The 12,748-nt window shown below is 64.6% G+C and carries 10 protein-coding genes; 2 read left to right on the plus strand and 8 right to left on the minus strand.

Annotation, left to right across the window (positions count from 1 at the left end):
* The first annotated feature begins 40 nt into the window (after positions 1-40).
* The gene (locus C265_RS31725; RefSeq protein WP_010811129.1) at positions 41-709 is read left to right on the plus strand and encodes an acetyltransferase; all 669 of its coding nucleotides are present in this window, start codon (positions 41-43) and stop codon (positions 707-709) included.
* 22 nt (positions 710-731) lie between these two features.
* On the opposite strand, the gene C265_RS21590 is transcribed toward C265_RS31725, so the two are convergent.
* The 3 genes from C265_RS21590 to C265_RS21600 all read right to left on the minus strand — a co-directional run bounded on the left by C265_RS21590 (position 732) and on the right by C265_RS21600 (position 3,483).
* Positions 732-1,421: a hypothetical protein gene (locus C265_RS21590; RefSeq protein ID WP_010811130.1), complete on the minus strand. Its 690-nt coding sequence runs from the start codon at positions 1,419-1,421 to the stop codon at positions 732-734.
* 61 nt (positions 1,422-1,482) lie between these two features.
* Positions 1,483-2,100, minus strand: a complete 618-nt coding sequence (locus C265_RS21595; protein WP_010811131.1) for a sugar transferase — start codon at positions 2,098-2,100, stop codon at positions 1,483-1,485.
* A gap of 267 nt (positions 2,101-2,367) precedes the next feature.
* The gene (locus tag C265_RS21600; protein WP_010811132.1) at positions 2,368-3,483 is read right to left on the minus strand and encodes an acyltransferase; all 1,116 of its coding nucleotides are present in this window, start codon (positions 3,481-3,483) and stop codon (positions 2,368-2,370) included.
* A 289-nt stretch (positions 3,484-3,772) separates the two neighbouring features.
* On the opposite strand from C265_RS21600, the gene C265_RS21605 reads away from it, so the two are divergent.
* On the plus strand, positions 3,773-4,801 hold the full coding sequence (locus C265_RS21605; RefSeq protein ID WP_010811133.1) for a DUF1839 family protein: 1,029 nt from the start codon (positions 3,773-3,775) through the stop codon (positions 4,799-4,801).
* A gap of 80 nt (positions 4,802-4,881) precedes the next feature.
* Here the strand turns inward: C265_RS21605 and C265_RS21610 are convergent, their stop codons facing one another.
* From C265_RS21610 to C265_RS21630, 5 genes are all read right to left on the minus strand, one after another.
* Entirely contained in the window at positions 4,882-7,449 is a 2,568-nt protein-coding gene (locus C265_RS21610; protein WP_010811134.1) for a glycoside hydrolase family 2 protein, read from the minus strand.
* Between the two features lie 181 nt (positions 7,450-7,630).
* Positions 7,631-8,635 (minus strand): amino acid--[acyl-carrier-protein] ligase, encoded by a 1,005-nt coding sequence (locus C265_RS21615; RefSeq protein WP_010811135.1) that lies wholly within the window; start codon positions 8,633-8,635, stop codon positions 7,631-7,633.
* Between the two features lie 10 nt (positions 8,636-8,645).
* Positions 8,646-9,845, minus strand: coding sequence for an acyl-CoA dehydrogenase family protein (locus tag C265_RS21620; protein WP_010811136.1), 1,200 nt, complete (start codon positions 9,843-9,845; stop codon positions 8,646-8,648).
* Positions 9,842-10,093, minus strand: a complete 252-nt coding sequence (locus C265_RS21625) for an acyl carrier protein (protein ID WP_010811137.1) — start codon at positions 10,091-10,093, stop codon at positions 9,842-9,844. The genes C265_RS21620 and C265_RS21625 overlap by 4 nt, the downstream gene beginning before the upstream one ends.
* A 173-nt stretch (positions 10,094-10,266) precedes the next feature.
* On the minus strand, positions 10,267-12,705 hold the full coding sequence (locus C265_RS21630; RefSeq protein ID WP_010811138.1) for a polysaccharide biosynthesis tyrosine autokinase: 2,439 nt from the start codon (positions 12,703-12,705) through the stop codon (positions 10,267-10,269).
* Positions 12,706-12,748: the final 43 nt, after the last annotated feature.

Below are 12,748 nucleotides of genomic sequence, written 5' to 3' on the forward strand. Positions count from 1 at the left end.
CGCCGACTTTCACACGGCTTCACCGGAGGGCCCATCAGCCATGCCACTCGTTCACGCGTCTGCCGTCTCTTCAGTGGTCATCGCCGGCGCCGGCGGGCTCGGGGTGGAACTCTATGATTATCTGCAGGCAGAAGCATTGTGCGGCGGACCGGTTGTAGCGGGCTTCATCGATGACAGGCCGGGCAAGGTTCCGGACGGCATAGATCTGCCGCATCTGGGACCGATACGTCAGTTCCGCCCCGCGTCGCACCAGGCAGTGCTGGTCGCGATAGCTGCCACCCAGGCACGGCAGGACGTACTGTCTTGGCTCTTGCAAATCGGGATCGAGGTTCCGCTGTATGTACACAGCACGGCCCTTGTCTCGCCTTCCGCCCGCCTGGGCGTGGGTGCACTGATCTTTCCATTCACTGTCGTCAGTCGGGGCGCAGTGGTGGAGGATGGCGTGGTGGCCAATGTCTTCAGCGGGATCGGCCATGGTTCCCGGGCGGGCGCATGCTCTGTGCTGTCACCTCACGCGGTCCTCAATGGCAACGCCACCGTCGGACCGCGGTGTTTCCTGGGGACACGTGCAACGCTCTACCCAGGCGTGACAATCGGTGCCGATTGCGTTGTCGACTCTCACACCGGCGTTTCCGCCAACGCCAAGGACCGGCAGTTCATCACTGCCGGTACCTACCAGATTACGGCACGCCGGATCCGTGATCAGTGATGGTGAACTCCGTCGTCGCAGCTCAGAAGGTGTCAGAACATGCCCGGTAAGACGGCAAACGGCACTGTTCGACATTCACCACAGTCCGGCCGGAAACCGGATCGGTGTCGATGGATCTGAAATAGCGCTCGGTGACACCGAACCAAAGCAACCCATGGGACCACAAGCGAGTTTTGATAGGATGCAGCGCGGCCGGCATAATAAGGACCAGGAAGCCGCAAAGTGCCAGCCGGGCAAGCATCGGCGTCTGACCGGCGCGCGCAAGCGGACGAGAGGGATGTAGGTTGAGCCATGCCACGGTCAACCCCACAGCCATGCCGATCAGGGTTTCCGCCAGCGTATGATAGCGACCGACAATCAGGGCAACCGCCACCACGACCGCCACCCATACACCGGCAAACAGGCCGAACCTGGCTGTGCGCCTGCCCCATGTCGATCCCAGCATCGCACAGAGCGCCGGGTAGACCGAAGCCGTAAGCATGGCGTGCCCGCTTATGCTGTACACGTTCGCCGATGGTATTGACCATCCCCCAATTTCGAACGCGAGTTTCCCTGCAAGAATGACGGCCACGCCGGCCCCCAGCGACAGGAGCCAATAGCATGCCTGCCTCCAAAAGCCCAGGTAGACCAGCCGCAGCGCAATCATGGCAGCAAGGGGGAACGTGAGTGAAGCGCCGCCAATATGGACGATCAGCACCCAGGACAATCGCATTGGCGGCTCCAGATCATGGAATGGTCACTCGCCCTTGCGTCTCGAGCGAGCATCCGACATGTCATGCGGCATCGACATCCGGGGCACTCGGCTTGCTTCCCTTGAAGCGGGGGGCGGAGAATTCTCCCGCGGCACTGATCCCCTCGCGCGCCACGACCTTGGTGACGGTCTTCCACAAGATCACCATGTCCAGCCATACCGATACATGGTCGACGTACCAGACGTCCAACCGGAATTTCTCCTCCCAGCTGATAGCGTTGCGTCCACTGATCTGCGCGAGTCCGGTAATACCGGGACGGACCAGATGGCGGCGTGCCTGCTCCGGTGTGTAGAGCGGCAGGTATTCCATCAGCAGTGGCCGCGGCCCGACCAGACTCATATCGCCTTTGACGACATTCCAGAGCTCCGGTAATTCATCAAGGCTTGTGGCGCGCAGCAATGCTCCGAATCCTGTCAGCCGCTCCGGATCGGGCAGCAGTTCGCCGTCCGGGCCGCAAGCATCCGTCATGGTGCGAAACTTGACGATGTGGAATGGTTCGCCATGAAGTCCCGGCCGCACCTGCCGGAAGAAGACCGGTTTGCCCAGCCTCAGGCGCACCGCGCCCATCAGGAACAGGAGAGGAATGGCGAGCAGCAGGATGGCCAGCACGGCCAGGAGGATGTCAAAGATGCGCTTCATCACATTCGCTCCGAGAAATCCCGCCCGTCAGGGCGGCGGCGTAAGGAGCGCCACCGGCAGGCGGCATCCTTCCTGGAATGGCCGGCACGTAGGTCCAGAGGGGGTAAGCGTCGAATGGGGGAGGGAGCCTGCATGCCGCGCCGGCACTTGCCGGGCCGGGCAAGTCATTAGTGGCCGCCACACGCCACGCTGGCTCAGTATAGTTGCGGCGGAAAGCGAACGTTGCACTGCTATGTGGCGATGACCACAGAACGCACGCCACCTCCGCTATACCCCTCGGTCTCGACCTGCCGGCCGCGCCGCCGGCTCTTCCGGTCTTCCGCTACCGGAAGCAGGAACTCTCCGAAGACCCTGGCGAAGCTTGCCCAGTTTTGCGTCAATTCTTTTCTCGACAAGTCGATAAGTAAGCAACGAAACCATCATCGTCGCAATCACCAACAACACGCATGCAATGTCGCCTGGCAAGACCCTGTGCTTGTCCATCGCGGAGAACAGCCGGGCAAATGCCGGAACCGTGAAGGCCTGCAACAGATATAACGAGTATGAGGAATCGCCAATGCCCTGCAACCAGCTACCTCCTATCCAGCCCTCGGCGCTCTCCCAGAACACCATCCCGGAAACCAGCAGCGCCGCGGGGATTCCCGCAAAGACCACTCTGTCCTCCATCGAAGAACCGGGGGTCAGCACAAGGAAGCCGAAAACTCCGGCCGCGATCAGGGAGAAAGAAGCCCGCCTGGAGATCCGATAGCCGAATTTGTAGAGCCAGGCAACCAGGCAGCCGAGTACGAATTCCAGCAGCAGGGGGGAGGTCAGGAACCTGAAGATATATAGCGTTGGCCTGGTGAGCGACAGTACCGAAAGCCCTGCAAAGAAGGCGGGCAAGGCCCAACGCATGCATCGCTCCGAGAAGCAGATCGAGATGGCGAAAACCGCATAGAAGAACATCTCATAGACCAGCGTCCAGCCGACATAGAGAATCGGGTAGGCGTTACCGTGCTCTTTGACCTCGTATGGGATAAAGAGATAGGAGGTCACAATTTGCATCGCCGTGAACTCGGAATTCTTAAGACTCGGTACCACCCACACGACTGCCAGCATCAGGCTGGTGAGAATCCAGTACATCGGTGCGATTCGCATGAGCCGGGCAACCATGAAATCCTTTGCCGCCTGCGCTCCGCGAAGCCGGCCCGAGGTCGTGGCCACCATCACAAACCCGGAAATGAAGAAGAAAATATCGACGCCGCTCCATCCCCACTCGCTCGCATGGCTGAGAGCACCGGGCGTCCACCCGAAGATCCTTATCGTGGCGGCCGAATGATAGGCGACCACCGCCGTCGCCGCGATGGCGCGCAGCGACTGCACTGTTGATAGCTTTTGCCCCATGTCGTGCTCCCGGTGCGTTGCTCTTCGGCCCGCTGTCCATCCATTGGCACGCGAATCCGGATGGAGCTTTGAGCAATTCTGTCTGCAAGTGTGCCTTCGCACCGTTGGCTATCTCACATTTGGGCCGCCGCTCGAGGGAGCACTCCCTGCACCGCTCTCGACCCAGCCGAAAGGCCTCCGAGTCTGTTGGAGAGCGCACCGAAGAGCGAAGGCCAACTCGCTAGATTTGGAGTCCACACCCAGGCCGGCAGACCACGCCTTGGGACATGACAGATGTGGAGGACCGGACATGAAGGCAAGCACAGCACGCAGCGAGGGCGGCGGCGGATTCGGCGCCACCCTGCCGTCGATTGCGGATTCCCACCCGCTGCATAGCGCCGAGGCCATCTGGCAGGAAACCAACTGCTACATCGACTTGTGGGTCGAACTGCTCCACCGCTGGGGTCTCGAACCGCGCGCGGGACTGGCTTTTACCGTGGCGCAAGACTTTGAGGGTGATCACTTTACCTTCTTCAAGTATCCGCAGTTGGACCTGGAGACGCTGTACGGGACGGTTGTGCAAGAAATGGCGGTCTACGACACGCTCCAGGCGCACGTCATGGCCCAGGTCGAACGCGGTCACACCGTGCTGCTCGAAGCCGACAGCTACTATCTGCCCGACACGCATGCCACGGCGTACCGGCGCGAGCACGTCAAGACCACCGTCGCCATTGACCGCATTGACGGCCAGGCGCAGCGCCTCTGGTACTACCACGGCCTCGGCTATCACAGCGCGCAGGAGGAGAACTATCGCGGCCTGTTGCGGCTTCTCCCTGATCTCAGCGGCAACGGCAACATCTTGTTCCCCTATGCCGAATGCGCTAAGCGCGTGCGCCCGCCGCTCGCGTCATCCGCATTGGTCGACGCTTCGGTCGGCCTGCTGCGCTACCACCTGGGCAGACGCCCTGCAGCCAACCCGGTGGCCTGCTGGCGACAGGTGTTCGGCGAGCATATGGATACCCTGCTGGCGCGTGACGACGCCTATTTCCACCTGTACTCCTTCAATTTTCCGCGTCAGCTCGGCGCCAACTTCGAAATGCTGCACCACTGGCTGGCCTGGCTCAGCGAGCAAAAATACAATGCGCCCAAGGCTGTGGCTGACGCCGCACGCAGCATTGCGACCGAGAGTAAGGTCTTGCAGTTCCGGCTTGCTCGAGCGGTCGCGCGCCGGCGGGTGGACTCCTGCACGGATTGCCTGGACACGCTGGAGTCCTGCTATGACAGGACCATGGAGGGCTTGCTGTCGGCGTTCGGCACGTCCCACCAAGTCTGCGCATAGGGCCGGGGGTGCCCGCCATGTTCTACGGCGGGCATCCCGGGGCATGAGCGCCGCAACAGCAACGGCGCCCGGCTCGGCGGTCAGCCATCATAGCCAAGTGGATGCTCCGCATTGACCGCGTGGATCTCGCCGGAAGGAATCGCGGGAGCGTGCGCGCCAGCCTTCCCCGCCTCATGCACCAACCGCAGACGCCGGCTGCTGCCGGGCGCGAGATGGAACCAGTTATCGGTCGCTTGAAAGGCATGATCGTCGATGTGAACCCAACGTGCGAAGCGCTGCGCGGATACCGTCAGCCACCAGTCACCGTCGACTTGCTCGAGCCTGGCTCGCAACCCGGGGGGCTTCAGCGCGGCGGCACGGCGGTCAGGAAGGTAGACGGCCTGGCTCAGCGGCTCGCCGCTGTCGGCAGCATGCAGCGTGACCACGACCACATCGTGCGTCGGCGGGCCGAAGCGATACGCATAGGTGAAGTCGAAGAAGCGGTCCAGCAGCGCCGCTGCTTCAATGCGCGCCGCGCCACGCGCCGGCAATAACAGGCTGTGCCGGGCTTCGGCCACAACTGTCTCGCCGTCGCGCAGGCAGCGCAGCGTCAGCGACAGCGCGTGCGGTTGCGGCGTTTCGTTGATCGCATGCACGTGCAGTCCGTTGAGCCCTTCATCGGTAATCAATACCTGCAGCGGTTGCCAGACCTGCCGCAGGGCATGCCAGGCCGACTTTGGCCGCCCGCACGCATCGACGATGCCCCAGCCGGCTCCGGGCACGAGATCCTGCAATTGCCAGATCAGTCCGCCGGCACAGCTTGACCCGACCCGGCGCCATTCGCTGAAGACTTCTGTCATCACCTCCGCGACCACCGCACGGGACAGCACCAGGTAACGCTGCGGCTGCTCATATCGTAGGCGCGGTGGATCCACTTCGTACAAGGTTCGCAGGTAGTACTCACGTACATCCTCGAAATCCCACGGTGCGCCCGCGTCGCGGGGTATTGTGGCTTTCCAGCGGGGCGAATGCAGCGGCTGCGACAAACCGTGTTCCGCCAGCGTGCGCTCGCAGGGCACATTGGCAAATGCCAGACATTCGGAAGCAAAGCGCACTTGCGCCAAGCGCGCATCCGCCAACGGTCGCTGGTAGGCTCCAACGCCGTAGTAATGACTCACACCAGTGTCCGGCTGGAACGGCCACGCGCCGCCAGTTGGCGAATTGCCGACATACACTACGTCCGGCCGCTTGGCGGCAACCAAGCCCCGGATCAGTTCGTCGAACAGTGGCTGCTTCCAGTCGCTGCGCGAGACGCCCATCATTGCCGCCTGCTGCTCTGCCTCGCTGCCGCCACACAGCACGGCAATGCTCGGATGGGTTAGGGTGGCGCTTAGCCAGTCGCCAACTTCGCGCGTGATGTCCTCGGTGAGGCCGAGGCCCGGTCCGATGCTGCCATAATCAAAATTGGCGAACATGAAATCGTGCCAGACCAGCAAGCCAAGTTCGTCACATATCCGGTAGAAGGCCGCGCCCGGATAGCACGTGACGCCGCTGATCCGCACCATGTTCATCCCGCCCCGGCGCGCCAGCTCCAGCCAGTGCCGGGATGCTTCATCCGTGTCGGCAAGGCCGTGCAGATCATTGCTGGAGATGCACGCCCCCCGGCAGAACAGCGGCTCTCCGTTGATGCGCAGTGCGAAGGCCCCGGCATCGCTTGAACAATCCAATGATATGGTGCGAAAGCCAACCCGTCCGCAGTGGATGGCGCGTCCCTCGATGGTTGCATCCACACGGTAGAGGTGGGGTTCACCGTGCGTATGCGGCCACCAGAGCTTTGGACGTTCAACGCAGACTGTGCCTTCGAGTGTGAACCTGTCGGTACGCGACAGCGAGCCCGGATAGATGCATCCCTCGCCGTCGATGGCCTCGAACGATCCAGACGCTGGCGCGGATGCCGGGAAGTGCAGGTGCAGGCCAATCACACCGCGATCTCCTTGCACCCGCCCCCACAGATCAGCGCGCACGCCATGCAGGATGTCGTCACTGGCCGGGTCAAGCAGTTCCACCGGCCGCCAGGGCCCAACCGCATGGACCGGCGGGCACCAGCCCGGCATGTGGCCAAGCAGGGTCGTGCGAATCGCCCGCAGGATTGGTGGCACGATCATTCTTGGCTTCCACCGCACCGGGCCGCGCTGCTTGCGCAACCACGGATGGAGCGCACGGAAGCAGAGGTGCATCAGGTTGTCGCCGTCCAGGTCGACCTCGACTTCATGAGCGACAAACATATGCCGCGCGCTCAGCACAAGCTTTCCGTTCAGCCAGGCTTCGACCACCGTGGCGAGCCCGTTAAAGCGCAGCACGCGCCGGCCGCGGCCGGCAAAGTTCACACGATACCAATGGTCATACTGGTGCAATGGCGGCGGCATTGCGTCGTCCCATCGCCCGGCGGCGCGCAGCGCGCTGGCCACCGTGCCGGGCACTGGGGCCGGCAGCCAGCCTGCGGCAGGATCCAATGCAGCGGGGCTTTCGGCCGCGCCGGCGGGTGTCTGCACCCATGTCCACTCGCCGCCGAGCGCGGTACTGCCGATGGCAACGCCCGGGCGGCCGCCGGGGAGTGCTTGCTGACCGGACGCAAGAATGCTTGTGTCAGGATAAGTTTGCGACTTCATGGACTGCCTCTCCCGTGACAGCCTGCCCGTGCTGGAACGCTGGCCACGCGGAGCATGCCTCGCTGCTCCGGGCGGCTGCAGAAGTTCGATGCAGGGCGGACCACCAGGCGCATCGGTCGGCACTGCATCTGCATGGGCCGAATGGATGCGGCATCTGCTCACGTCTCAATGCCGCTCCGTCTCAGATGCCTCCGAGCACGTCACGCACCCGCTGGGGCCAGTTCGCCGGCTTGAAGCCGTGGTGACGCAGCAAGGCCAGCGTCAGGCGCTCGATGCCAAAGCCCACGCAGCCGGTGTGCGCCGGCGCGCCGTCCGCGGTACGCAACGGCCATGCGTGCGCGAAATGGTCCATGTGGTAGTTGAAACTCATGCAAGCCGTGGGCGGCGCGCCATCATTGATCGGCACCAGCAACTCGAACTTCAGCTTGAGCTCGCGCTGGCTGTCGGCCACGATCTTGCCGCCACGCCCAAAGAACGGATCGTTCGCCACGTCAACCTCATGCGGCAAGCCAAGCAGGCTGGCCAGTTGCGTGCCACGTTCCATCCAACGTTGACGGAATTCCACGATCTGCTCGGCCGTGCCGAGCCGGACATATTCGCGCTGGCGGAACATCTGCATGCGTGCAGGGTCGATCGAAGGTTCATGACGGAAGCAATACGTCAACACGTCAACCACCAGCCCTTCCCGAGGCATCGGACCGCGGCTGGCCACCACAGGGTAGACGGGATAGCACGCCGCGGGCGCCAGCACCACATCGGTGGGCTGCTGCTGATCGGCCCATTCCTCACCGCGCTCCAGGCGCGCCAGGAGTCGATGATGTTCGCGATCGCCGCCACAGAAGCAATGCACCGTCCCTGCCAGTTGGGGAAAGCCCTTGAGATACTCGCTCGCTTCGAAATCCTTGCGCGGCATGGCAGGAGGAAATCGCATCACCTCCGCGTCCTGGTCGGCGCCCAGTTTGCTGACGGCGTAGTTCAAGCCGTCGGCAATACTCTCGAACAGTCCGCTACGGCCATAAATGCCATCGACCGTCGAGGGAAAGAGCACGCGGGCGTCAATCAGCGCCTGCCGGTAAGCACGGCGGCCCGTGTCAGGATCCTGCGCCGGCCTGGCCATGGCAGAATGGTCACCCGGGGCAACGGATGCGTCGTCGCCTGGCACGTAAGCGTTGCTGGTATCGTCCATGGACGGCTCCTCAGGCGGACCGGTCCGCCAGTAGCAGATTGGCGGTATTGGTCAATATGCGATCGTTGTTGATCATCAAGGGGGCGGACCACAGATCCCGCAGGTGGCGTCCCAGGCTGAACGGCGTGCCATGCTTGTAGCCCGCCATGCCGCAGACCAGCATCGCGATTTGCACCGCTTCGAGCGCCAGCGACGACACGCTGGTCTTGAGCCCGTTCATTTCCGCCGCCAGGTTGAAAATTGCCGACACACTCTGGCTTGCATGACGCTGGCGTTGGTGAGCCAACGCCAGTTCCAGCCGCCCCTCGAGCATCTGGATAATGGCAACCGCTTCGGCCACGCGCGTAGCCGAGGGCGGAAGCGTGCCAGGCCGGGCGCGCGCCTGGCCCTGGAACAGCACCTTGGCGCGCTGAACCGCATCCGCGGCGATACCGGTCCACAGGGCAGACCACAAGATGTGCGACACGGGGGTCATGGTGACGTCGGCAATCTCGCCGAACGACACGGGCAGGATCTGATCGGTATGCCCGCGGGCTTCCAGCCGGAATCCATTGCTGCAGGTGCCGCGCATGCCCAGGGTATCCCAGGTGGAGAGACTTTCCAGTACGTAGTCTGGCTTGAGCACGCTTACCATGACCTGGTCCGATGGCGAGGCATCGGGATGGCGGCGTGCCGTGACGAGGATCCCGTCGGCATGGGCGCCATAGGAAATGGTCGGAGCCATCTTGAGCAAGTACAGGTTGCCGCCATCGGCGTTGACCGCGCAGCCGCTGCTGCGCAAGGCACCGCCAATCGCCTCTTCGGACGTGGCCGAAGCCAGCAGCAATTGTTCGCTGGCCAGGCGCTGCAATAGCTGCGCGTGCCACGAGCTGGTGCTCGCATGATTGACCAGGCATGCCACCTGTATCTGGTGCATGGCGTAGATCATTCCCGTCGAGGCACAGGCACCGCCCAGCACGCGGCAGACCGCTGCGATCGTTTCCAGCGACGCGCCATCACCGCCACAGGCTGGCGGCACCATGGCGCCCAGCAACCTCTGCTCACGCAAGACTGCAAACGCCTGGTGCGGAAAACACGCATCGGCGTCGACCTGGTCTGCATGCCTGGCTGCTTCTGCCGCGGCCAGGCGCGCTCCGGCCAGCAAGTGTGCGGCGTCAGCAGTCTCTGCGCGCGGAAAGGCCTGCTCGACGCTGGCGAGGACCGGGCTCATGCCGCCTCCTGCTCTTGTTTGATCTGCTCGGTCGCCGCAGCCAGTGTGCTGATGCTGCGGAACAGCTGGCGAGTCAGCATGCGGTCAGGTATCTCGATGCCGAAGGTATTTTCGATCGCGAGCATGACTTGCACCGTTGCCAGTGATGACAGTCCCGCTTCGTATAGATCGGCCTGGTCGTCCAGCGATTCAACTGGTACGTCAAGTCGGGCCACTTCCAAAAGTATGGTGCGTATCGCTGCTCGCATGCTGGGCTCCAGGTTGAGGTACAACGCCTTGGAGACCTATTGAGCCTGAGCGTCGCACGCGCATCAGTGCGTTTTCACACCAATGCGCGTGCTCAGAACGTCCGCCAAACGCCCGCAGAAACAGGTACACCCACACAAATGGCGGTGCGGTTTCTGGCGTGCTTTGGCATGCGTCAGTTTTTCCCTACCCGATCGGCTTGACCGGCCAATGCGGGAGGCTTCGCTACCGCTCGTGGCAACGGCATCCCCAGATAAGGATTGATGGTATTGAAGTCCGCCCGGTTGCTGCGCCGGGGCATGACACCGTTGAGGATGCCACCGGCCAGCCTGGCATTGGCGTGCGCCAGGCGCTTGAGGGTTTCATCGACCTGCGCCGTCGCCGTGACATCGGCGCGCACCACCACCAGCGTGGAACCCGCCAGGTTGGCCACCAGCGTGGCATCGGCCACCGCCATCACCGGCGGCGTGTCCACCAGCACCAGGTCGAAGCGCCCCGCGCACAGCCGCAGGGATTCCGCCAGCGCGGGCAGCATCAGCAGCTCGGACGGATTGGCCGGCACCGCGCCGCGGCTGAGCAGGAACAGGCCATTGACCACGCTCGGCTTGACCGCGTCGGCGATCGCGCTGCGGCCAGCGAGCACTTCTGCCAGCCCGGGCTCGGCAGGCAGGTCGAACCAGTCCGCCACGCGGCCGCGGCGCAGGTCGGCGTCGACCAGCAGCACGCGCTGGCCGGCTTCGGCGAACAGCACCGCGAGGTTAACCGCGGCGAAGGTCTTGCCGGCGCTGGCGGCGGGGCTGGTCACCGCAACCACGCAGTTGGGTGCATCGCGCAACGCGAAATGCAGCGCCGCCCGCAGCGTGCGCAGGCCTTCCACGGCAAGCGAATGCGGGGCGCGCCGCGCCAGCAGGAACTGGTCGTGCAGGCCCTGGCGCAGCAGCCGTTCGGCGCGCGCGCGTTCGTCCTCGGGCGCGGCGGCCGTGGCGGCGTCGATCACGCTGGTGACAGACTCCGGCCGGCCGAGGCGCACATTGGGCGGCAGCACAAAGCCGGAGGCGATGCCCAGGCGGCGCTTGGCTTCGACCAGCCGTTCCAGCTCGGTCTGCTCGTTGCTGAAGGCGATATCGCCCAGCATGGCCATGCCCAGGCGCTGTTCCGCATCGGCGGCGCTGGCCACCGACGGGCGCATGCGCTGGCGCAGGTTGATCGCGGCCACGCCCAGGCACAGGCCGAGCAAGGCGCCGGCGGAGGCGAACGGCCACGCGCCGAGACCGACCGGTGTGACCGGCGCGATCGCGGCATCGACCACGCGCATCTGGGTAGAGCTGTCGGACAGCATCAGCGACAGCTGCTCGACCTTGCTGCGCAAGGACATGTACATGTCCTCGGCCACCTTGACGTCACGCGTGAGCGCCACCGATTCGCGCTCGGAGGCCGACAGGGTCTGCATACGCGCGTCGATCTCCGCGCGCTCGCGAGTCATCTGCTGGATCTGGCTGTCGACGGTGCGGACCTCGTTGGCCTCGGGCGTGAAGCGCTGGAGCAGCCGCGTGCGCTCAAGCTTGAGCGCTGCGATCTGGCGCTGGTACTCCATGCTGTTGCTGAGGAACGACTGCGCGTCGCGGCTGGGCTGCAGCGAACCCGTGCGCGCGCGGTAGCGCGTGAGCGCCTCTTCGGCGCGCGTGAGTTCGCTCTGCACGCGCGGCAGCTCGCCCGAGAGGAACGCGAGCGTGCCGGCCGCGTCCTGGCGGCGCTTGTCGGTCTGGCCGTCGATATAGGCGCGCGTGACCCCGTTGACAAGTTGGGCGGCAAGCTGGCGGTCCGGGTATTGCCAGCTCACGCGCACGGTGCCGCCCGGCGCGGTCAGGGGGTCGGCCGCGCCGCCCAGGCTCGCCGGGGTTTCACTGCGTTCGCTTTCCACCGTGAGCCCGCGGCGCACGGACTCGGCGGTGCGGGCCAGGTCGTGCCGCGTGAGCTGGAAGCGCGTACCGGGCCCGGCCTCGATCTTGTCCACGCGCAGCACAATGCCGTTGGCCATCGCAGTCTCGCCGGCCCGCCCTTCCAGCAGCAAGGTGTCCTGCTGCATCAGGCGGTAGCGGCCGTCGCTGCGCACCTCGAAGGTGAGTGGCTGGTCTACCAGCGCCTCGGGCACGGTCATGCTGGCGATTACCAGACGCTCGCCGCCCCAGGCATAGCCCAGGCTGGCAGGCCAGGTGCCGCGCGGCTGGCCGGGTGTGGAAAAGCGCTGGACCAGCGCGCCCAGCAGCGGCGCACGCAGCGGCTGCGCGGTGATATCGAGCCGCAGCCGCTCCACCACCGGACCGACCACGGCGCGGCTCTTGAGCAGGCCTGCGTCGAAGGCCGCCGGGCCCTGCATCTGGGCGACGCTGCGCATGCCGCCATCGCGCCCCTCAACCTGCACCAGCGCCTGCGCGCGATACTGCGGCGGCGCCGACAGCGCCACCAGCAAGCCTGCGGCCGCACCGGCCACGCCAGCCGCGGCAATCCAGCCGAGGTGGTCCATCAGCGCGCGCGCCTGCGTGACGCCCGGCTGGGCCTCACGGCGCGGGGTGGCGCTCTCAGCCGGGCCACCGGCATATGACAGTCTGCTCACGACTACAGCTCCTCAAATGGGATCGGCGCGGCGTATACACGCC

The sequence above is a fragment of the Cupriavidus sp. GA3-3 genome (genome assembly GCF_000389805.1).
Lineage (GTDB): Bacteria > Pseudomonadota > Gammaproteobacteria > Burkholderiales > Burkholderiaceae > Cupriavidus > Cupriavidus necator_D.

What these genes read in the sequence shown, in the direction of transcription:
- C265_RS21620 (WP_010811136.1), bottom strand. Translation starts at nt 9,845, where the DNA reads ATGAGCCCGGTCCTCGCCAGCGTCGAGCAGGCCTTTCCGCGCGCAGAG.
- C265_RS21610 (WP_010811134.1), bottom strand. Translation starts at nt 7,449, where the DNA reads ATGAAGTCGCAAACTTATCCTGACACAAGCATTCTTGCGTCCGGTCAG.
- C265_RS21625 (WP_010811137.1), bottom strand. Translation starts at nt 10,093, where the DNA reads ATGCGAGCAGCGATACGCACCATACTTTTGGAAGTGGCCCGACTTGAC.
- C265_RS21595 (WP_010811131.1), bottom strand. Translation starts at nt 2,100, where the DNA reads ATGAAGCGCATCTTTGACATCCTCCTGGCCGTGCTGGCCATCCTGCTG.
- C265_RS21605 (WP_010811133.1), top strand. Translation starts at nt 3,773, where the DNA reads ATGAAGGCAAGCACAGCACGCAGCGAGGGCGGCGGCGGATTCGGCGCC.
- C265_RS21600 (WP_010811132.1), bottom strand. Translation starts at nt 3,483, where the DNA reads ATGGGGCAAAAGCTATCAACAGTGCAGTCGCTGCGCGCCATCGCGGCG.
- C265_RS21590 (WP_010811130.1), bottom strand. Translation starts at nt 1,421, where the DNA reads ATGCGATTGTCCTGGGTGCTGATCGTCCATATTGGCGGCGCTTCACTC.
- C265_RS21615 (WP_010811135.1), bottom strand. Translation starts at nt 8,635, where the DNA reads ATGGACGATACCAGCAACGCTTACGTGCCAGGCGACGACGCATCCGTT.
- C265_RS31725 (WP_010811129.1), top strand. Translation starts at nt 41, where the DNA reads ATGCCACTCGTTCACGCGTCTGCCGTCTCTTCAGTGGTCATCGCCGGC.